At 46.9% G+C, this 21,524-nt stretch carries 15 protein-coding genes; 9 read left to right on the top strand and 6 right to left on the bottom strand.

The genetic code is table 11. The annotated features are described in order from the left end of the window. The first annotated feature begins 212 nt into the window (after window positions 1-212). The 7 genes from dnaK to QZ310_RS05130 all read left to right on the top strand — a co-directional run bounded on the left by dnaK (window position 213) and on the right by QZ310_RS05130 (window position 11,085). Window positions 213-2,117: a molecular chaperone DnaK gene (gene dnaK / locus QZ310_RS05160; protein WP_297071090.1), complete on the top strand. Its 1,905-nt coding sequence runs from the start codon at window positions 213-215 to the stop codon at window positions 2,115-2,117. 194 nt (window positions 2,118-2,311) lie between these two features. After that, on the top strand, window positions 2,312-3,520 hold the full coding sequence (locus tag QZ310_RS05155) for an ATP-binding protein (RefSeq protein ID WP_297071087.1): 1,209 nt from the start codon (window positions 2,312-2,314) through the stop codon (window positions 3,518-3,520). A 213-nt stretch (window positions 3,521-3,733) separates the two neighbouring features. Then, window positions 3,734-4,825, top strand: a complete 1,092-nt coding sequence (locus QZ310_RS05150; protein ID WP_297071085.1) for a Fic family protein — start codon at window positions 3,734-3,736, stop codon at window positions 4,823-4,825. Window positions 4,826-4,957: 132 nt separating this feature from the next. Next, window positions 4,958-6,217: a DUF262 domain-containing protein gene (locus tag QZ310_RS05145; protein ID WP_297071083.1), complete on the top strand. Its 1,260-nt coding sequence runs from the start codon at window positions 4,958-4,960 to the stop codon at window positions 6,215-6,217. 2 nt (window positions 6,218-6,219) lie between these two features. Next, on the top strand, window positions 6,220-8,091 hold the full coding sequence (locus QZ310_RS05140) for a DUF262 domain-containing protein (RefSeq protein ID WP_297071080.1): 1,872 nt from the start codon (window positions 6,220-6,222) through the stop codon (window positions 8,089-8,091). A 248-nt stretch (window positions 8,092-8,339) separates the two neighbouring features. Beyond that, the gene (locus tag QZ310_RS05135; RefSeq protein ID WP_297071078.1) at window positions 8,340-9,212 is read left to right on the top strand and encodes a hypothetical protein; all 873 of its coding nucleotides are present in this window, start codon (window positions 8,340-8,342) and stop codon (window positions 9,210-9,212) included. A gap of 535 nt (window positions 9,213-9,747) precedes the next feature. Continuing rightward, window positions 9,748-11,085, top strand: a complete 1,338-nt coding sequence (locus QZ310_RS05130; protein WP_297071076.1) for an NADP-specific glutamate dehydrogenase — start codon at window positions 9,748-9,750, stop codon at window positions 11,083-11,085. Between the two features lie 157 nt (window positions 11,086-11,242). On the opposite strand, the gene QZ310_RS05125 is transcribed toward QZ310_RS05130, so the two are convergent. The 6 genes from QZ310_RS05125 to QZ310_RS05100 all read right to left on the bottom strand — a co-directional run bounded on the left by QZ310_RS05125 (window position 11,243) and on the right by QZ310_RS05100 (window position 17,402). Further along, window positions 11,243-11,923 carry a carbohydrate-binding family 9-like protein gene (locus QZ310_RS05125; protein WP_297071074.1) on the bottom strand — a complete coding sequence of 227 codons (681 nt, stop codon included), beginning with the start codon at window positions 11,921-11,923 and terminating at the stop codon, window positions 11,243-11,245. 35 nt (window positions 11,924-11,958) lie between these two features. Continuing rightward, window positions 11,959-12,600 (bottom strand): LysE family transporter, encoded by a 642-nt coding sequence (locus tag QZ310_RS05120; RefSeq protein ID WP_297071072.1) that lies wholly within the window; start codon window positions 12,598-12,600, stop codon window positions 11,959-11,961. A gap of 119 nt (window positions 12,601-12,719) precedes the next feature. Next, complete coding sequence (locus QZ310_RS05115) at window positions 12,720-14,549, bottom strand: WG repeat-containing protein (protein ID WP_297071070.1); 1,830 nt, start codon at window positions 14,547-14,549, stop codon at window positions 12,720-12,722. Between the two features lie 67 nt (window positions 14,550-14,616). Then, window positions 14,617-15,369: an LPS export ABC transporter ATP-binding protein gene (gene lptB, locus QZ310_RS05110; RefSeq protein ID WP_228449346.1), complete on the bottom strand. Its 753-nt coding sequence runs from the start codon at window positions 15,367-15,369 to the stop codon at window positions 14,617-14,619. A gap of 107 nt (window positions 15,370-15,476) precedes the next feature. Beyond that, a complete protein-coding gene (udk, locus tag QZ310_RS05105) occupies window positions 15,477-16,097 on the bottom strand; it encodes a uridine kinase (protein ID WP_297071068.1) in 621 nt (206 codons plus the stop codon). Window positions 16,098-16,169: 72 nt separating this feature from the next. Beyond that, entirely contained in the window at window positions 16,170-17,402 is a 1,233-nt protein-coding gene (locus QZ310_RS05100; protein ID WP_297071067.1) for a site-specific integrase, read from the bottom strand. Window positions 17,403-17,638: 236 nt separating this feature from the next. Between QZ310_RS05100 and QZ310_RS05095 the strand changes: the two genes are divergently transcribed. Next, a complete protein-coding gene (locus QZ310_RS05095; RefSeq protein ID WP_297071065.1) occupies window positions 17,639-18,502 on the top strand; it encodes a GLPGLI family protein in 864 nt (287 codons plus the stop codon). Beyond that, on the top strand, window positions 18,502-21,114 hold the full coding sequence (locus QZ310_RS05090) for a carboxypeptidase regulatory-like domain-containing protein (RefSeq protein ID WP_297071063.1): 2,613 nt from the start codon (window positions 18,502-18,504) through the stop codon (window positions 21,112-21,114). Before QZ310_RS05095 ends, QZ310_RS05090 begins: the two co-directional genes overlap by 1 nt. The last annotated feature ends 410 nt before the right edge of the window (window positions 21,115-21,524 follow it).

Genomic DNA, 21,524 nt, shown 5'->3' with positions numbered 1-21,524 from the left:
GCAATTACTGACATGACATGTCAGCAATTTTGTCATGTCAGACATTTTACAATTTTTTGATAAAAAGCGAGTTAAGTTTTCATCAACAATTTTGGCATAAAATTTGTTACATTTATGACTGTCGGAAAGGAAAGCCCGCGAAACCCGCTGCCAACTCCAATCCGCACCAAAAAGTAATAAATTAATAAACAACATAAAAATTCTAACTCATTATGGGAAAAATTATCGGTATTGACCTTGGAACCACAAATTCATGCGTTTCAGTCCTCGAAGGCAACGACCCCGTCGTTATTCCTAACAGCGAAGGCCGCAACACAACTCCTTCAATCGTAGCATTCGTTGACGGCGGCGAGCGTAAAGTCGGCGACCCCGCAAAGCGTCAAGCCATCACCAACCCTAAACGTACAATCAACTCGATCAAGCGCTTCATGGGCGAAACTTATGATCAGGTTGAAAAAGAAATCGACCGCGTACCTTACAAAGTGGTCCGCAGCGACAACAATACACCCCGTGTCGACATCGACGGACGCGAATACACCCCGCAGGAAATCTCCGCAATGATTCTTCAGAAAATGAAGAAGACCGCTGAGGATTACCTCGGACAGTCAGTGACCGAAGCTGTCATCACAGTCCCCGCATACTTCAACGACTCACAGCGTCAGGCCACCAAGGAAGCCGGTGAAATCGCAGGCCTCACCGTCAAGCGTATCGTAAACGAGCCTACTGCAGCAGCCCTCGCCTACGGTCTTGACAAATCAGACAAGGACCAGAAGATTGCAGTCTTCGACCTCGGTGGCGGTACATTCGATATCTCCATCCTCGAACTCGGCGATGGCGTATTTGAAGTGAAGTCAACCAACGGTGACACCCACCTCGGTGGCGATGACTTCGACCACGTAATCATCGACTGGCTCGCTGACGAATTCGAAAAAGAGGAAGGCATCGACCTCCGCAAAGACGCAATGGCCCTCCAGCGTCTGAAAGAAGCAGCTGAAAAGGCTAAGATTGAACTTTCGTCGACCACATCGACCGAAATCAACCTCCCCTACATCACTGCAACCGCAACAGGCCCGAAGCACCTTGTGAAGACCCTCACCCGTGCACAGTTCGAGCAGCTTGCCGACAAGCTCATCCAGGCAACAATCAAGCCTTGTGAGCAGGCCCTCAAGGACGCAGGCATGACCCCGAAAGACATTGACGAAGTCATCCTCGTCGGCGGTTCGACCCGTATCCCCGCTATCCAGCAGGTTGTTGAGAAATTCTTCGGCAAAGCACCCTCTAAGGGTGTTAACCCCGACGAAGTCGTAGCCGTAGGTGCTGCAATTCAGGGTGGTGTCCTCTCAGGCGATGTGAAGGACGTGCTTCTTCTCGACGTTGTGCCTCTGTCAATCGGTATCGAGACCCTCGGTGGCGTGATGACCAAGATGATCGAAGCCAACACAACCATCCCGACCCGCAAGAGCGAGACATTCTCAACCGCAGCTGACAACCAGCCTTCAGTTGAAATCCACGTCCTCCAGGGCGAACGCCCCATGGCCAAGGACGACAAGACCCTCGGCAAATTCCACCTCGACGGAATCGCACCCGCACCCCGTGGAATACCTCAGATTGAAGTTACCTTCGAGGTCGACGCTAACGGTATCCTCAACGTATCGGCCAAGGATAAGGCAACAGGCAAGGAACAGAGCATCCGTATCGAAGCATCAAGCGGTCTTACCGACGCAGAAATCGAACGTATGAAGAAAGAAGCCGAAGCCAACGCCGCTGCCGACGCCAAGGAAAAGGAGAAAATCGACAAGCTCAACCATGCCGACACCGTAATCTTCCAGACCGAGAAGCAGCTTCAGGAACTCGGCGATAAGATTCCTGCCGACAAGAAGGCTCAGATCGACAACGCCCTCAACAAACTCAAGGAAGCCCACAAGGCTCAGGACATCGCAGCCATCGACTCGGCTATCAGCGAAATCCAGAACACCTTCGGAGCTATCCAGCAGGAAATCCTAAACGCCCAGCAGGCAGCAGGCGGCGCACAGGCAGGTCCTAACCCCGGCGCCTCCCAGTCCAACAACCCCGGCGAAGGCCACGTCGACGACGTCGAATTCGAGGAAGTGAAGTAATGTAACTGAATACATATAATCCATCAAAAAAGGGTTGCAGTCCTTGCGATTGCAACCCTTTTTGTATGGATTGTTCTTTTTTTATATTGATGAAAGTGACACATGAAGGTGCCATAAAGATTTCAGAAATTTTTGTGTATAAACATTTTTTGATATATTCAAAACAATAGCTATATTTGCAAAAACTTTTGAATATGATTAAAACAATAGAAAATATCCCGAGGCCAAAATATCTTGATAAGATTTTGAGATATGAAGCTAAGGGTGTGATAAAAGTGCTGACGGGACAACGGCGCGTTGGGAAGAGCTGTATATTAAATTCCGTTGAGGAGAAGCTCCGTCAGTCATCCTCAACTTCCAATTTCATTCGCATCAATCTCGAGGATTTTGCTTTTTCGCATATCAAAAGCGCGTCTGATTTAAACGAAGAAATTGTCAGGCACATATCAGATTCATCCATGAACTATATATTCATTGATGAAATCCAGGAAATTGAGGATTTTGACAAGGTTATTCGTTCACTATGTCTCGATGCACGGAACGACATCTATGTCACAGGAAGCAATTCATCGATGTTATCTTCCGAAATCGCCTCGCGGCTTGCCGGACGAAGCATAGAGATTAGAGTGCATCCTCTTTGTTTCGATGAGTTTCTTCTGTTTCATTCACTTGAAGATTCAGATGAAAATTTAGACCTATATTTGAGATTTGGAGGAATGCCATATTTGAGGAATCTGCCCCAGCGCGATACATGGAATGAATATCTAGCTGGGATTACCGATGCTTTGGTTTACCGAGACATCGTAAGCCGACATTCCATCCGCAACAATGATTTTCTACAAAGACTCCTACTTTTCCTGGCCGACAACACAGGACAAATTTTCACCGCAAAACGGATAGCAGATTACCTGAAATCACAACGTGTATCCGGGACTGTGAACAGCGTGCAAACATACGCCGACTATATTTGCGATGCCTATATCACTAATAAAGTACGACGATGGGATATAGAGGGCAAGAAATTCTTTGAGATAGGTGAAAAATATTATTTCGAAGATATCGGAATACGCAATTCTATTATAGGCTATCGGCCAATGGATATTGGGGCAATACTCGAAAACGTCATTTACAACAAATTGTCAGGAGATGGTTACGGCATAAAGGTCGGTGTGCTTTCAAAGAACAAAGAAATTGATTTTGTAGCTGAAAAAGACGGTGAGCGTAAGTACATTCAAGTTGCGGTAAATGTCTATGACAAAGCTACTGCTGACCGCGAGTTTGGCAATCTCGAATCGATTGGCGACAATTACGAAAAGTTGGTTGTCACACTACGCGATTCGGCACCAAATACCCAAAACGGCATCAAAATGCTTTCTCTCCGTGACTTCTTGAATATGCCTTAACCTTTGCTGGCAGGTATTATTGATCTAACTTGCTTACAATAGATTTTAGAATTGTCATATTTGGAACACGTAGACATAATACTCTATTAACCAACACTCTCGATATTCGAGGAAGTGAAGTAATCCCTAAAAAATATAACTTCAAAATGGAGTGTGACCTAATCGGTTGCACTCCATTTTGTTTTATTAAATATTTATCCTAAATTTGCATTCATGGAGCACTACGATGAATTTGAACAATATCTACGCGCCACCGAGCCGGGACCGAAGGAGCGGGCGGAGCTGTGGCAGACGGCCATCGGGCTACAGAAGGTGGATGGGCTGGAAGTGTCAGACTATCTCGTCGAGACGGCCAAACGCCACATCGAGGGGGATGTGGACATTGATGGCGTTGATAGGCTCATCAAAACATATTATCAGAGCGAAGCTGCCCGTGATATACCTGAAGATGTGAAGGAAGCTGACGAGGTATCTAAAAATATTGTGCGAGAGCTTTCTACTGATGCTTTTGTGTTCAGTGTAGCCGGGCTGGCAGGCATACATCGCCGCATATTTAAGGGCGCAATGAAACACGCCGGTGAGTTCCGTCGTTATGACATCACCAAGAAGGAATGGGTGCTCGATGGTGCTTCGGTGCTTTATGGCCCGAATGAAGACCTTGTCCGCACCATTGAATATGACTTGGAGCAAGAGCGAAAATTCTCCTATAGAGGCTTGTCACAAGAGCAGATAATCGAACATATCGCCCGATTCATATCCGGATTGTGGCAGATACATCCTTTCCCTGAGGGTAATACGAGAACCACAGCTGTATTCACCATCAAATATCTTCGCTCACTAGGCTACAAGGCAGAGAATGATATGTTCAAGGCTCATTCATGGTATTTCCGTAATGCTCTTGTTCGAGCCAACTATCGTAATGTAGCCAAAGGGATTGAGCCAACAATAGAATATCTCGTGTTCTTTCTCCGCAACCTTCTACTCGGAGAAACCAACGAACTGAAAAACCGCTACCTACACATCCGTTGGCAATCCGAGAAACCCCAAAATGATGTTTCAGAAGCGTTGAAACCTCAAAATGACGTTTCAAGCGTGATGCCCGAAGACCTATCTCTGAAAGAAACAGCCGTGTTGAAATCCATTATGGCCGACAACAGCATCTCCATAGCCCGGCTCGCAGAAACAATTGGCCTCTCCACCAGTACCATCGACCGTGTAATAAAATCACTAAAAGACAAGCAGATTCTCTCGCGCACCGGCTCTACCAAGCATGTGAAGTGGATTGTAAAAAATCAAAAGACATGATTCACGGCAAATATTATCAGAGAGATACACATTAGGATTCAATGTCATTCTCAATTTTTGAAACAATGCGAATTCTCACAGAACGACTTGTTATAGAAACGGTTTCTCAACAATGTAAAGATAGTAACATATATGATGATCAAGAATAATATTGAAATTATTCCTGTAAATGATTGCTTAAGAAAAGACATAAGCATTCCTAGATATCAGCGTCCATATAAATGGAGCGTTCAAAATATAACGGATTTGCTTTTGGACATTGAACACGCAATTATTGAGAAAAGAAGATATCCAGAGTTTAAATATCGAATTGGCACTATAATATTGCATAGAGAGAGAAATATGCTAAATGTGGTTGATGGCCAACAGCGTATGATTTCTCTTACACTACTAAACCACTATTTGGATGCGTCTTTTCATAATTGTATTATGAACTGTACTTTTGAAGACAAAATTACTTTAACTCATCTCCATCAAAACTACCAATGCATCAAAGAGTGGTTCTCTCTCCGCAAGGATAAGGATAAATTCGAATTTCTTAAATCAATGAAAGATATACTAGAAGTAGTTGTAATATATGTTGATAAAGAGTCTGAAGCTTTCCAGCTTTTTGATTCACAGAACACACGTGGCCGAGCTCTTGATCCTCATGACTTACTTAAAGCATATCACCTTAGAGAAATACAAGGCAATTCTTACGATATGGAATATGCCGTAACTAAATGGGAGGCAAAAGAAGTTATTAAAATACGAGAACTTTTTAGCGACTACCTTTTTCCAATATGGAATTGGTCTAGAGGTCGTAGAACATGGGAATTTACAAATAAAGACATTGACACATACAAAGGTGTTGCGCTTGATTGTTCATATACTTTTGCACATCGCACCTATAGGTCAATGCCCTGTTTTCAGATAACGGAACCATTTATCGCAGGCAGTAACTTCTTTGAAATGGTAGAACATTATCTTCGACTAATAGGTAACATAGAAGCCGAATTAAAAAATAATCAAAACCTATTGGAGATGCGCGATTTTTTTGAGAACAAGCAGTGTAGCATTGGAATGAAGCATGTTAGGAAACTCTATAAAGCGACTCTTCTGTTGTACTATGATAGATTTCATGTCCTTGATCCGTTGGCTATGAAAAAACTCTTCATGTGGGCCTTCATGTTGCGTGTCGAGCTTGATAATTTGTCGTTTGATTCAATCAATAAATACGCTGTAGGAGATGGCATTAACAATAGCCTACCTATTTTTTCCATTATCTCACAGACTCGAATCCATTCAAATATTGGCAATATAATTATAAGCATCCCGAATGAGATCTCAGCCAGTAATTGTAAAGATGAGCGCAACAGGCTTCTTGAACTTCTAAAAAACATGAAACGATAATTATGGTTACTGAACTACACATCATAAACAAAGACACTAATATATTTACATGTGAACGCTATTTTGTCCCGCTTTATCAGCGCGGATATGCATGGGAAGATAAGCACATCAACCAACTAATTGATGACATAATGGACATACCACCCACCGGGCAATACTTCATAGGTTCACTTATTGTACATCGTAGAGAAAATGCGTTTGAAGTCATCGATGGACAACAACGATTGACAACCATCTTCCTATTGCTGAATTTTCTGGAAGAATTCAAGAATGAAGAATTCACTGCCCTGCGTTTTGATTGTAGAGACAAAAGTAATTATACCTTGAACCACATAGGAACGATTGTATCTGAGACATCGACTGAATTGATTGACAATAATAGAATTCAGCAGGAACTTGTGACTGGCTATAAAATTATTAAAGATAAGCTCACTTCTATAGATCTTAACATACTAAAGGAAAAACTTAGCAGAACCGTTATTTACCGAATAGAAGTGCCCGAACATACTGACCTTAACCATTATTTCGAGATAATGAATACTCGCGGTGAACAATTGGAACAAAGTGATGTACTCAAAGCAAAATTAATGGCTCATCTCCAATGCAACAAGAAGTGGCAAACAATATTTGCTACAATCTGGGATGCTTGCAGAAATATGGATGGATACGTCCAGATGCATTTTTCAAAGACTGTGCGAGAAGAAATTTTTGGAACTTGCTGGAATGAGATACCCTGCGCAAAACTAAAAAAGTATACTTCTTTATCAATAGCCAAGACTCCGGATAAGGGCTATTCCATGATAGAGGCTATAAAAGACGACTTCAAAATAGAAGTTGAGAAAGGGTATAACGAGGAAAATCAAAAAGCGCGATTCGAGAGCGTCATTGATTTTCCATATTTCCTTCTGCACACCCTTCGAGTCTTTGTTCACTCAAAAAATATTACATCAACAACTCCTTTGCTTGATAAAATGTTGGATGACAAAAAACTGGTTGAGGCTTTTGAGCAAGTACTAAACAACGGACGAATTAATGACAAGGAAATCGATTCAGCCTCTTTTGTCAAAGAATTTGGAATCTATCTGTTGAGAACTCGCTTTTTGTTTGATCGGTATATTATCAAGCGTGAGTTTATCGGTGATACGGCTCAAGACGGGGAATGGAGTCTTAAAGAAATGTATTCATCTGGTCAGGGAGGAAACAAGAAAGCTATATACAGTCTCACTAAGGTAGTGGCTCTCCGTCAACGCTATAATGCAGAATGCAATAAAGAGATTCTTATGCTTCAGGCTGCAATGCGTGTGTCCTACACATCTCCCAAAGTCATGCACTGGATTACTGATCTTCTTATCTGGTTGACAGACTATTTCATGTCCCGAGTAAAGGAAGGATGGATTTATAAAGAATTGGTAAATAATATAGCCCAGAAGCCGGTTGTCGAGTTCTTAAGCGATGAACACAATCTATATTTAGGTGTTGCTACAAGTCATATGGTTCTCAACTATCTCGATTACTTGCTTTGGAGGGAAGATAAGAACGAAGACTTTGATTTTGAATTCCGGAACTCAGTGGAACATTGGTATCCTCGTAATCCTTCTGAAGGAAGTTTCCCTCGTTGGGAAGACGATAGAGCAGAAGGTGTGAATCGCTTCGGTAACTTATGCTTGATTCAAAGAAACGTAAACTCCAAATTTTCCAATATGCATCCAAGTGCAAAGAAATCAACTTTCCAAGAGATGATTAGCAAAGGTAGTTTAAAACTTCGTAGAATGAGTAAAATAACGACCGAAGACAGCAAATTGTGGCGGGATGAAACTTGCTCAAAGCATGAGGCAGAGATGCTCAATTTACTTAAACAAGCTTGTGGACTATAATGGACTTTACGTTTTGAGTTAATCAAGAAATATCAATATCTATTTTTCTCAGATTTAAGCGTAAACCGAAAACTTTATAATTTATATGTTTCTGGTTCTATCAACAGGACCCAACAGATAAAAACAGCGTTGCCAATCGGTTACGCCGTTTTTATTTAGCCATATCCGTTCGTTTTTTCTTGTTTATTACGGTTGATTGGATTATATTTGCACCTAATCAATCACTCCTTACCAAGAAAGTAGAAATTATGGAAGTATACACCATGCTATTGTTTGTCATTATGGCAGCGTTATTAATCCGGCTTATGACTAAGTGCCAGATCAGCTACCTGCGTAAAAATCCGGTTGACAAACCGCCATCACAAATGGTGATGATAACATCCTGCCTCGTCTCTACTTTAATCACTTTTGGATTATATTATTTTCTTTGCAGACATGATATATGCACTGCCGTCTACGCTGTTATCTCAGTTCTCCTGACTTTAATTCTGGCCCTGCTGACATTGAAAAAGACTCCGGGTTGCAGGGTGTGGTCAAAAACGACGAGGCTTAATCATATCTTTTTGGTTCTTGCATTATGCTCTACCATTAACGTCGGCGTGATTTTCTTCTGCCGATGGATTTTCCCTGACATCACTTTAATCCGAACAGAACAAGGCAAATATGAGGTCACGACAAGGCACACAATCCCATTTTATGAAAACTTCATGCCAACCGGTTCCTATGTCGTGAACCATACGGAAGATACACTGTATAGAGCCGTTGTAAGCTATGCCTTTTTAGGAGAGGAGATACACAATCATTACAACATAACAGATACAATCGCCCCACAGACCACTGCCGGCATCCCATGTCCTCCAAATTATGTCCTAAGAAAAATCTTTCCGATAATGATGCCTTCCTCCGGCCGGATGGGCAGGACAAGAACGCGCCGAAGTTATATCGTAACAAAATCTGAGCTGGACGCATTCACATCCGGTGACTTCGGTGACTTGGGAATCAAGGACAACATCCGAGTCAATTCCTTCAACATCACCACCAACCCCATAATATGGGAGGACCCCGAAAGACTCAGAATTCTGGAGCATACCATCGACCGATTTACTCAACACAAACAATGAATTCAAACCAACCTTCTATTATGAAAGCATTTGCAGATAATGAATTATTCTTTTATCTTACATCAGATACATAACCTTATTATCAGGATAATGCCTCCATCCTCATCCTTACAACAAGTAAGGAGTAAAGATTTTTGGAACACCAAATTCCTACACAATTAGGACATCAAATAAGCTCGTATTACACAAATCGTTTTCTAAAATTTATTTTGAGAATTACTTCCCTTGGACACTGCTCAGATATCTGCCACTCCTTTTTTATCAGTTGATACAATTCAACTACAATACAAACGCCCATCCGAAACCACCGCCATCACAGCTCTATTTCTGTCAGTCAACCTCAACATGGCAGCATAAACACACATATTTATCGAAAATTGCGCAGAAATATAGCAAAAATTTTGCAATTACGGTTAAAAGCTTTAACTTTGTAGCGAAAAGTAAGATTTTACTTTCAATATGTTTGTAAAAAAATAAATTACAGAGAAAAGAGTTACATAGTAAAAAATATACATAAATTCCAATTTCCAAAGGTATGAATGCAGTAGCAGTTGTCGACGAACTGAAACGTCGTTTTCCTAATGAACCTGAGTATATTCAGGCTGTGGAAGAGGTATTGACCTCTATTGAAGATGTCTATAATGAAAATCCCGAATTCGAACGCTATAACCTTATCGAGCGTCTTTGCATTCCCGACCGAATTTTTGCATTCCGTGTGTCGTGGGTCGACGACAAGGGTAAGGTCCACAACAACATGGGCTACCGCGTTCAGCACAACAATGCCATTGGCCCGTACAAAGGCGGCATCCGTTTCCACTCTTCAGTAAACCTCTCAATCCTCAAGTTCCTCGCTTTCGAGCAGACATTCAAGAATTCCCTCACCACTCTCGCGATGGGCGGTGCCAAAGGCGGTAGCGACTTCTCGCCCCGTGGCAAGAGCGACATGGAAGTGATGCGCTTCTGTCAGGCATTCATTCAGGAACTTTGGCGTCAGATCGGTCCCGACACCGACGTACCCGCAGGTGATATAGGCGTTGGTGGCCGTGAAGTGGGCTACATGTTCGGTGAATATAAGAAGATGGCCCGTGAATTTACAGGCACCTTCACTGGTAAGGGCATCGAGTTTGGCGGCTCTCTTATCCGTCCCGAGGCAACCGGTTATGGCAACGTCTACTTCCTTCTTGAAATGCTCAAGACCCGCGGTCTCGACATCGAAGGCAAGCGCGTAGCCATCTCTGGCTCAGGCAATGTGGCCACCTATACTGCCGAAAAGCTCCTCAGCCTTGGTGCAAAAGTGGTTTCGATGAGCGACAGCGACGGTTCAATCTATGTCCCCGACGGACTCACACGCGAACAGCTCGACTATATCTTCAAGCTTAAGAACATCTATCGTGGCCGTATCCGCGAATTTGCTGAGGAATACGAATGTCAGTACTTCGAAGGTGAGCGTCCCTGGCATCATGTCGCATGTGATATCGCCATGCCTTCCGCCACACAGAATGAAATTGACGGTGACGATGCACGCGCCCTCATTGCCAACGGCTGTATTGCTGTCAGCGAAGGTGCCAACATGCCCTCTACACCCGAAGCCATCCGCGAATTCCAGAAAGCTCGCATCCTCTATGCTCCCGGCAAGGCTGCCAATGCAGGTGGTGTTTCCGTTTCAGGTCTTGAAATGGCTCAGAACTCCCAGAAACTCTCATGGAGCGCTGAGGAAGTCGACAAGAAACTCAAGGACATCATGGCCGAAATCCACAAGCAGTGTGTCAAGTATGGCACCGAGGCCGACGGCTATATCAACTATGTCCGTGGTGCCAACGTTGCAGGCTTCATGAAAGTTGCCCGCGCCATGATGGCACAAGGTATCCTCTAAGATTACTCTTTTCAGCTATACATTACCATATTAAATTTAACGTTTAACGCTTTGATACACACAATTAATCCCCTGCCTGGCTGTGAAGCCTTGGCAGGGGATTCCTTTCTATCAGACCATAATGTTCAATGAACAATTAACGTGTTTTATATGTCGATTATTGCAGGATTATGTCGCCGAAGGAGGCGGGGCGGTTGAAGTCGGGCTTGGGGGAGATGACGGGTGACCAACTGAGGAAGTGGGGCTGGGAGGTGCCTGAGGCGCATTTGAAGAAGTTGCCGTTAAGCGTGAGGGGGCCTTCCTTGTATTCAACACCCATAAGGCTTACAGGAATGGCGGCAAGGATGTCCCATGTGAAGAGCCCTTCTATCTCGCGGAAGGGTCTACGGCCGCAGGAAGGAAGAACGGCGATGGAGGCGATTTCCTCATCGGTCATCGGAGTGGATTCAACAGTGTTGCTGCCATCCTCGTTTACGGCTCCGGTGAGCCTGCGGCGAGAAGCGTTGACGGCTCCTATGCAATTGAACTCGAAACATTCGTAGGTGTCCGACTGGGGATTGCGCAGATAAAACATCACGCATGAATCCTCATGGACAGGGGAATTGTTTTCGAAATTCACTGCACGGAGATAGTTACAGCGCACAAAGAAGTTGACATAGATATATTTTGCCGAGTGTGCGATGGTGAAGGTGGTGAGAGGATGATAGGGGTATTCATCCTTCCAGTTAAGCTCACCTATATTGTGGCGCACACCGGATGATTCCAGACGGTTGAAGATGGCATCGGTGTTAAGAAAATCAAGATCCGCAATGAAGGGGACCTGTAAGGTCTGGGACATAAGTTGGAAAGATAAGTAGAGTGAATGAGTGAATATTAGAAAAACAGTTCGCTAAGGCCGGTGACGAAACCGAAGAGCCCCATGATAAGGATGACACCTGCAAGGATACGGTTGAGCAGCCACATAGAACGGATGTTGAAATGGCGGCGCACCTTATTGACAAAATATGTCACCCCGAACCACCACAGGATGGCTCCGAGGAAGATGGAAAGGTAGCCCCCAACGTAGTGATATGCCTTGAACTCCGGCGCGAGGAAACTGAAACGCGCAAACAGGCCTATTATGAAGAAAAGAATCAGAGGATTGGAGAAGGTGAAGAGGAAACCTGTTCCGAAATCCTTCCAATAGCTGTTGGGGTGCATCGCCGCAGGCTGCAGGGCCTTTGATGGATTGGCCACAAAGAGATAGGCCGCATAAATCATCAGAACCACGGAACCTATGACCTGAAGGATGCTCTGGTTGGATTCGATGAAGTCCGTGACAAACGAGAGGCCGAGACCGGTGAGCAGGCAGTAGACCAGGTCGCTCAATGCCGCTCCTACACCCGTAAAGAATGCCGGCCAACGCCCACGGTTGAGTGTGCGCTGGATGCAGAGCATACCGATCGGTCCCATTGGGGCCGACACGAGAATGCCTATCAGCAGTCCGCGAAACATTATGACGGGTAAGTGTATCACAATTTGCAAAATTACAAAAACCCTCCGAGGCCACAAAATTTATGCGTCCGAAATGGCCGTCGGAGCCTTTCGGACGCATGATTTCGTAAAGCCTGTGGCTGAAAGAATGTCTTAGAAAATCAATCCGCAATATTGACCGGAAGCTCCTGAGGCTGCACTTCAAGAGGTTTGGAAGCATCCGGAGCTGTCACCGGTTCGACAGTGGTCTCCTCGCCTTCAGCACTTGCAATCTCGCCGGGAACGAGAGCCTTGGTAGCTTTGAGAATCGGGCTTACGACAACACTTGTGGCCTTTTTGCCTGATTCAGGAGCGGGATTTGAGAATGCCATCTCGAAGGGATATTCGATGGGAGGACATCCGACCTCAGTGATGCGGACAATGAAAGAGAGCTTGTCGCGGTTGACACCGCCGACGCGGAATGAATAGTGGTTTTCAGTAATCTTGCTCAACTGGATTCCTTCGGCCTCGGGGGTGACGAGTTCGACGGTCTTGAAATAGTTGGTGTCGTCGTTGCGGGCGGCATCTGTCTTCACGAGGTCAAATTCGACCGAAATAGTGTCCTTGGGCGTGATGGTAAACTGGTTGTTGGGTAGTTGCACCTCATAATATTTCACATACCACTGCGGGATAGTCACCTTGTAGTCTACAGAGGTGAAACCGTTGTATTTCAGTGCATAGATATAGTCATGCATCGAAAGGGTGTCGGAAAGCTGCTCGGGGATGGCGAGACGGCAATCGTAGGTCAGGGTGTTGCGCTCCACATTGTTGTTCTCGTGGCGGCTTTCTACCTGAATCTCGCAGTTGTCGGACTTAGAGATGATTGTGGCATCATTCGCCTTAAGATATGAGGGAAGCGAAGCTGAGAGCTTGGCAGTGAAATATCGGTGGTTGAAGCCGATGTGCTCATTGTTGTTGAGCTTGAACACGGGGCTGTTCTTGGTATCAAGGCGGATAATGCCCCACTTGTCATCCTTCTCGACGGCTGCATATTCACCATCCAGAGGAACGACCTCGCCGAACTGCTGCGGCAACACGACCTCATCCTTATACTTGACACCCATCGAACCTTTTTCGCCGAATGCAACGATGTCGCAGACTCTTTCCTTGACCTCCTTGGCAGGTTCCTTATAGGCATAAAGCACTGTTCCGACAGTCTCGATCTTGTCGAGCTGCATGGCGTCGTTGAAATAGAGGTAGGCAGTCTTGGCCTTCATGAGGTAGCCACCTTCAACCGGCGCAAGAATATAGTCCTTGTCGAAATTGATGATTGACTTTTTCGGTGAGAGGCTGTCGGTGATGATGGGAGCCGAAGTCATGTCCTTGCTGATGAAATAAGCCTTGCGCTTGTAGACGCAGACAGCCTGACCGTCGCGGAACGATGAGATGAAAGAAATATCATCGTTCTTATCAATACCTTCGGCACGAGTGAGATGCTGCTCGTTGTTGATATATGACAGATATGTGTCCTTGGTGTTCTTCTGAATATCCTCATAGACACGCACGGCGGCAAAACCGTTGAAATAGGGGCGCACTTCCGCAAAGGGACCTGCCACCTGCTCACCAATGGTGTTGAGATAATAGAAGTAGTGGCCTTTCTTCACGGGAAGGAAGCCTTCAGAGAAAAACTCCATGTCCTTGACCGGCTCAAACTCGCTGTCGGTCTCGACGATATTTCCTTCGGTGTTGACAAAACCGACCATCTTTGAGTCATTGAAAAGCAGGGCTTGTCCGGAGTTGAAATCACCGATACTGTCATAGGCGATTTTCAGAAACTCCTTGCCTCCCCCGTCCATCAGACCGGTCTTATTGTTTTTGCTTACTTCGAGCATTCCATTGTCACGAAGACGGATTGCCTCATACTCCGGCGATACGACCCAGTTGGCAATCTGCGCACTGGATGTCGCAACCGTGGCCAACAATAAAGCGGTCAAAATTTGGATTCTTTTCATTTTTTAGTAGACATGTTTAGTTTTTCACATTTTTATAACTATGTGTCTTAATAACCTTTAAAATAGGTTATTTGTTTTCTGGGTAATCGAATTTTTTACGATAGAACATGAAATCCCGTCCAAGATACTTCTCTCTCACCGTGGGATTCTCGGCCAACTCCTCGGATGTGCCCTGGAAGAGAATCTTTCCTTCGAAAAGAAGATATGCGCGGTCGGTGATGCGCAGTGTCTCCTGAGCGTTGTGGTCGGTAATGAGGATACCTATGTTTTTTTCCTTGAGATGGTAGACAACCGACTGGATGTCCTCCACCGCAATGGGGTCCACACCCGCGAAAGGCTCGTCGAGCATGATGAACTTAGGGTCAATGGCCAGACAGCGGGCAATCTCGGTTCGGCGTCGTTCGCCACCCGAAAGCTGGTCGCCGAGATTGTGGCGCACCTTCTCGAGGCTGAACTCGGCAATGAGGCTTTCAAGCTTGTCGCGCTGATATTCGGCCGATGTGTTGGTCATCTGAAGGACGGCCTTGATATTGTTCTCGACAGAAAGTTTGCGGAACACACTCGGCTCCTGCGCAAGATAGCCGATGCCGTTCTGCGCACGCTTGTAGACGGGATATTTCGTGATGTTGAGATCGTTGAGGAATATCTGACCCTCGTTGGGGGTGATAAGTCCTACGGTCATATAGAAAGTCGTGGTCTTTCCGGCACCGTTAGGGCCGAGCAGACCGACGATCTCACCCTGTGTCACATTGATTGACACATGGTTGGCCACCGTACGCTTGCCATACTTCTTAACAAGATTGTCGGTGCGGAGCACCATCTTGTCGGGGGTTCCGACAGGATAATCGCGCGCCGGCTCGGCCGGTTGGTCCACCGGCCGGGTCGTCTGCTGTTCGTTATGCATTTCTTCCATAAAAGGCGTTTCAGTTACATGCTTGACCGGCGAAGGCGCGATTCGATATAGTCCGTGAGGAGCTGAATGGCCACAACGTTGCTTCCTCCCTGCGGGACAATGAGGTCGGCGTAGCGCTTGGACGGCTCGATATACATCTCATGCATCGGCTTCAACACATCCTGATAACGGTTAAGCACCATCATCGGGGTACGTCCACGCTCGACGCAGTCACGGGCAATCACGCGGATCAGACGGTCATCGGCATCAGCATCGACAAAGACTTTCACGTCCATCATTTCGCGCAACACGGGGTCGGTCAACACGAGGATGCCCTCGACAATCACCACCTCGCGGGGGGCGACGGTGACAGTCTCCGCCTGACGCGTACAGGTCAGATAGGAGTAGGTCGGCATCTCGATGCTCTTGCCCTCCTTGAGCTGCTTGATATGGTCGACAAGGAGCGACCACTCGATGGCTGCCGGTTCGTCAAAATTGATTTTGCTGCGCTCCTCCACCGGGACATGGCTTGAATCCTTGTAGTATGAATCCTGCGGGAGAACAGCCACCTCCCCTGCGGGAAGGCTGTTTATTATCTTGTTGACGACGGTTGTCTTGCCAGAGCCTGTGCCGCCTGCTATGCCTATGATTAACATGGTTCCTAATTATATATTTTATGCAAAGTTAACAGCCTTGGGGCGATTATCCAAATTGAACTTGAAAATTTTTCAGCGGAGAGCCTTAAGGATTATACTGTTGGCGCGGTCGACGGTCGAAGTGTCGAGCGATGCAAGGTATATCCGCGTGGTCTTTTCCGAGTTGTGGCCCATTCCTGCGCTGATGACCGAGACAGGGATATTCTTTGCCTGGGCTATGGAAGCCCACGAATGGCGGGCGCAGTAGAGAGTGAGTGGCGAGCCGTAGCCGATCATCGCTCCGATGATTTTCAAACTGCGGTTTATCCTGTAGGCCACGTTGCGGTAAGCTACACGGGTGTTCTTGCTCCCGGGCGAGATGAGCGGCAAGAGATAGGGACTCGTGGCGAGATTGTACTTGTCCGATATATACTGCATCTCCTGTGTCCATGCCACACACAGACATTGCCCGGTCTTCCTGCGGCGGTAGGTGATGTGGCCGTCCTCCAGATCCGCTTTCTTGAGATGGGCCATATCAATCAGGCTCATTCCGCGCATGTAGAAACTGAGCATGAACATGTCGCGGGCATAGTCGAGCGACGGTGAAGACCTGAAATCAAGACGCAGGATGCGCCGGATGTCGGTCAGCGTCAGTGCGCGCTTGCGTGTACGCTCAACACCGGTGTAGACCTTTCTGAAAGGCATTTCCTGCGGCACACCCCCCTGCTCGACCGCCCGGTTGTAGACCGCCCGGAGGATGCGCATGTAGAAGGATGTCGAGTTCGGTGTCAGCCCCCTCGACCGCAGATAGGACTCATAGCGCATCACCATCTCCTGAGTCAGACAATCCAGAAGCAGGTCTCTCCCCCGGCGAAACCTCATGAAACTCCTGAGCGCGGATGAATAGGTCTCGGCTGTCCGCAAGCGTCCGCGCTCTTTCAGGAATTCAATCTGATGGGTCATGAATGCCCGCAGTGAATAGTCGACCACAAACATTCTGAAAGCCTCAACAACGTCGTCGGCCGAAAAGTCCATGTCTCTGTTTTCCATTGAGATTATGATTCTGCGCAGCCGCCCGACATCGCGCCTCAGCTCCTCGCGGTAATTGCCAATGAGCTTAAGCCGTGAGCTGTCTGCCGGGACTATGAAACGCGAAACCCGCCTGTCCCATTCGGAGGAATAGACCCGATAGTCCGTGGCCACTGATCTTGAAAGTGAATTGTGGGTAACTGTCAGGACAATGTGTCCCTCCTCATCCCCGCAGACATTTGCACCCTTACCCCCATTCGGTCTGTCGGGCTGGAATTTGATTTTTACTGATGCCATAATTTGTAGAGTTTTTTTCGCGGAAGTTAATACAAAGTGTCTGTAGTTCATTTGTCAACCCGCTTCTGAATCTGAAATTATATCAGACTGTCGACCATCATTATACAGTTACGGTGGCCAATAATATTATTTTTGAACTAATCATGCATTTTTCATGATTAAAATATTTTTTTTAGAACTATTTTTGTAATTTTGCAGGCATACCATCCTTTCATTCATCACAACCTCCCTCATTTATGCTTCACAGACTTTCGCTGCTTATAGCACTTTTGCTTACGTCGGCCGCACTTCAGGCCAAAAAGAACAATCCACGCGCTGACCTGAAGGTTAGCTACAACTACCATAATCTTTACCTAAGAGACGACGGTGAGGTGCTCACCCGCGATTGGCCTTACATTCTTCTCTCAAATCCCGAAGAATCGAAGTTTTATTGCATTTCAAACGAATACATGGATTCTCTGGACTCTACTCCATCCGGACGCGCCCTTTCCCACAAACTGATGTCGGCCGGTGTGGATCAATATCTGAAAACCGGTGATGACTCAGGCATTCCGCGCAGCAAGGGCTATATGTATATCTTCAAGTCAAGACCCCAAAACACCACCACTGTCTATGATACCTACGGACTTATGGAGCGCGGCTACTACACAGAACCTTTCGCGGAAATCGACTGGCAGATAGGCGATTCGACAAAGACCGTGTTGGGCTACGAATGCATCTCGGCGACCGCCGATTATCATGGACGGCACTGGACAGCATGGTTCACCACCGACATTCCTCTCAGCGAAGGTCCGTGGAAACTCTGCGGCCTTCCCGGACTCATCCTTGAAGCCTCGGAGGAGAGCGGTCAGCACTCATTCACTGCCGACGGGATTGAAAAGACCGACATGGAAATGTTTCCCATCTACAGCAAGAAAAAATATGACAAGATGGACCGGAAGAAAATGCTGAAAGCCTATCGCAACTACCGCAACAACAGTGGAGCGGTTTCCCGACAGATACTTGCAAACGGTCCGGACGAAAGCAAAATCGATATTCCGGAAATAAAGCCGAAAGAAAATACCCAAAACATTGATTTTCTCGAAACTGATTATCATTGATGAAACAACTGATTCTTGCATGTCTGATTATTTTTGCCTCACTTCCGGCTATGGCACAGGTAAGTGTGTCGGGCCGTGTGGTCGAGGCATCCTCCGGCGAACCAATTACCGGTGCATCGGTCATTTTCCGTAATGCTGAAGGTAAAATCAAGAAATTCGCCACATCGGATGTGGATGGAAACTTCACTCTTTCCGTCCCCTCGACCGCCGGATGCACCCTTGAAGTCTCCATGATAAGTTTCGCTAAGAAATCGGTCGGTCTTGCCGGTGTGAAATTTCCTCTCACAATAAGCCTTGAATCCTCATCCTTTGAGCTTAAGGAGGTGGCCGTCAAGGGGCAGCGCATACGCGAACAGGGCGACACAATCACCTACTCTGTCGGATCGTTCGCGCAAGCGCAGGACCGCACCATCGGCGATGTACTCAAACGTATGCCCGGCATCAACGTTGAGAAATCAGGCAAAATCCAATATCAGGGTGAGGACATCAACAAATTCTACATCGAAGGCTCTGACCTGCTCGGAGGCAAGTACGGCATAGCCACAAACGGTATAAGCCATGACGATGTCGGGGCAGTCGAAGTGATGGAGAACCATCAGCCCATGCAGGTGCTTGCAGGCATAAACTTTTCCGACAAAGCAGCCATAAACCTCAAGTTGAAAAACAAATCCAAGGCGACATGGGCTGTCCACGGCGATGCCGGAGGCGGATATTCCTGTCAGCCGGAAGGCGGGGTGTGGGACGGCTCGATTTTCGCAATGGCCGTCATGCCATCGTTCCAGAACATCACCACTCTAAAGTCCAACAACACAGGGACTGACCTTTCGACACAATCGACCGATTTCTTCTCGAAGAGACGCAACACCGAACTGAGCCGCTATGTGGACATCGCTCTGCCGACGGTGCCGTCGCTCAACGCTCAACGCACACTTTTCAACCGCTCTGTCCTCGCCTCGACCAACACTCTACAGAAGCTGAAAAACGGAGAATTCAAGGCGCAGCTCGACTATGGATTCAACCGCGTGACAGCTTCAGCAGCAAATGTCACAACATATTTTCTGGAAAACGGCAACCGCGTCATCACCGAAAACCGCGACGGCACGGAGCGCACCCACTCGCTGTCGGGAAAATTCATCTATGAGGTGAACAAGCGCACGACTTTCATCAACAATACACTGAAAACCGACATCGACTGGGACGAGATTACCCTCGGGATGACAGGTTCAATCCCCAACACCCAGTCGGCCTCTCTCCCGGACTACTATGTCAACAATAATTTCAAGATGATAAAACGCTTCCGGCAGAAGCACCTTGTCACATTCCAAAGCATCAATGAATGGGAATCACTCCCGCAGACTCTCAACGTGGATCTTGCTGCAGGAAGGCCGGAGCAACATATCGGCAACCACGCCTTTTTCACCCATGAGAGTGCCGCCTACGCTTTTGTATTGAAAGGGGTGACGGTCAGTCTCGAAGGTGGAATAAAAGGCTATTTCCGTTCGCTCACATCAGATTTGCCGGAACTCCCCGACAACGACCTGATTCCGGGGGAGAGCGTGAATGCTGTCAACACCAACTATCTGACCGTCTATGCCACACCGCGTTTCGAATATTGGATGGATAGGGTTAATTTCTCTCTCAACGCGCCTGTAAGTTTCGCCCGTTACAAATTCAACAAGGCTATAGCCGACCGTTCCGAGGCATATTTCTCACCCTCGCTCAGCATGACGTGGAAACCGAACTCACGCCTGTCAATGAGTCTGCACGGGTCGGCAGGACGTTCCCCGATGGATCTGAGCCTCATTCATCCGGGCTACATCATGACCTCCTACCGCTCCTTCACACAAGGTGTGGATGATTTCTACACCTCATCATCGCAAAGCATCTCGGCCTCGGTCAGCTATCGCAAGACCTCCAACGGTCTCTTCGCCAACGCAATGGCGTCGCAACGGTGGTCACATCTCCCCTACACCCTCTCCCAGCAACTATTTGGCGACTATATCGTCTATTCCTACTCGACAGCCAAAAACGACAGTCGCAGTCTGATGGCGATGGGAAGTGTCGGGAAGACTCTTGACTTCATGCGCGGCAGCATCAGCATCAACGGCTCTTTCAGCCGCAGGGAATCACAACTCATCTCGATGGCCGACGGCGAGGCGCAGGCTCCCGGCAGCGCTTTCGTGGAGTCTGTCAGCACCGGATGGCAGGCAGGGGCAAGCATCAGCGGAGCACCGACAAAATGGTTAAGTTTCGATTATGCACTGCGCTTCTCGTCCAACCGCCTGACCATGAATGAAATCAACGCATCGTGGCTGACCGCAATGACCAACCGTATGCTCATCAACATCATGCCTCACAAGAAATGGGAATGGCATATCATCGGCGACCACTACCGCAATGAGCTGACCGCCGACAATTTCAAGAGCATCCTCCTGCTCGACACCAAACTCATCTATAAACTTAACCGCCGCATAGAGTTTTCAGCCTCGCTGACAAATATCTGCAACAAGCGCAGTTACAACTATACCACCTACAACCAGTTAAGCTCATTCGAATCGCAACGCAATCTCCGTGGACGCGAACTGCTCTTCTCCCTGTTCTTGAAAAAATAGAAGGCGCTTTTGCATCATGGCACTATTTTTGAAAAATGAGGCTCTAACTTTGCGTCAAAAAAACCTGAACCCAAAGCCTCTTTAATTATAATCTTATTATAATAGAAAAACAACAACCCAGCCATAGTCACCTCGCCGAATGCAAACGACAAGCTACAAAGCAGCATCGCAACATCACCTTCCCGGATGGCAGTCGGTAATCAGTGAAGCAGCATCACCTTGCCGGAAGGCAGTCGGTAATCAGCGAAGTAGCGTCACCTTGCCGGAAGGCAACCGGTAATCAGCGAAGCAGCGTCACCTTGCCGGATGGCAGTCGGTAATCAGTGAAGCAGTGTCATCTTGCCGGAAGGCAACTGGAAAGCTGCGAAGTCCAAATGATGATTCCATCACCAGCTTAAATAAAAATAACA

The sequence above is a fragment of the uncultured Duncaniella sp. genome (genome assembly GCF_910577345.1).
GTDB lineage: Bacteria > Bacteroidota > Bacteroidia > Bacteroidales > Muribaculaceae > Duncaniella.
Note: the sequence above shows the minus strand (reverse complement) of the source record. Positions and strands in the feature narration are given on the sequence as shown.

Coding starts and splice junctions, on each gene's coding strand:
- dnaK (WP_297071090.1), top strand. CDS start 213: ATGGGAAAAATTATCGGTATTGACCTTGGAACCACAAATTCATGCGTT.
- QZ310_RS05155 (WP_297071087.1), top strand. CDS start 2,312: ATGATTAAAACAATAGAAAATATCCCGAGGCCAAAATATCTTGATAAG.
- QZ310_RS05150 (WP_297071085.1), top strand. CDS start 3,734: ATGGAGCACTACGATGAATTTGAACAATATCTACGCGCCACCGAGCCG.
- QZ310_RS05145 (WP_297071083.1), top strand. CDS start 4,958: ATGATGATCAAGAATAATATTGAAATTATTCCTGTAAATGATTGCTTA.
- QZ310_RS05140 (WP_297071080.1), top strand. CDS start 6,220: ATGGTTACTGAACTACACATCATAAACAAAGACACTAATATATTTACA.
- QZ310_RS05135 (WP_297071078.1), top strand. CDS start 8,340: ATGGAAGTATACACCATGCTATTGTTTGTCATTATGGCAGCGTTATTA.
- QZ310_RS05130 (WP_297071076.1), top strand. CDS start 9,748: ATGAATGCAGTAGCAGTTGTCGACGAACTGAAACGTCGTTTTCCTAAT.
- QZ310_RS05125 (WP_297071074.1), bottom strand. CDS start 11,923: ATGTCCCAGACCTTACAGGTCCCCTTCATTGCGGATCTTGATTTTCTT.
- QZ310_RS05115 (WP_297071070.1), bottom strand. CDS start 14,549: ATGAAAAGAATCCAAATTTTGACCGCTTTATTGTTGGCCACGGTTGCG.
- lptB (WP_228449346.1), bottom strand. CDS start 15,369: ATGGTGCTCCGCACCGACAATCTTGTTAAGAAGTATGGCAAGCGTACG.
- udk (WP_297071068.1), bottom strand. CDS start 16,097: ATGTTAATCATAGGCATAGCAGGCGGCACAGGCTCTGGCAAGACAACC.
- QZ310_RS05100 (WP_297071067.1), bottom strand. CDS start 17,402: ATGGCATCAGTAAAAATCAAATTCCAGCCCGACAGACCGAATGGGGGT.
- QZ310_RS05095 (WP_297071065.1), top strand. CDS start 17,639: ATGCTTCACAGACTTTCGCTGCTTATAGCACTTTTGCTTACGTCGGCC.
- QZ310_RS05090 (WP_297071063.1), top strand. CDS start 18,502: ATGAAACAACTGATTCTTGCATGTCTGATTATTTTTGCCTCACTTCCG.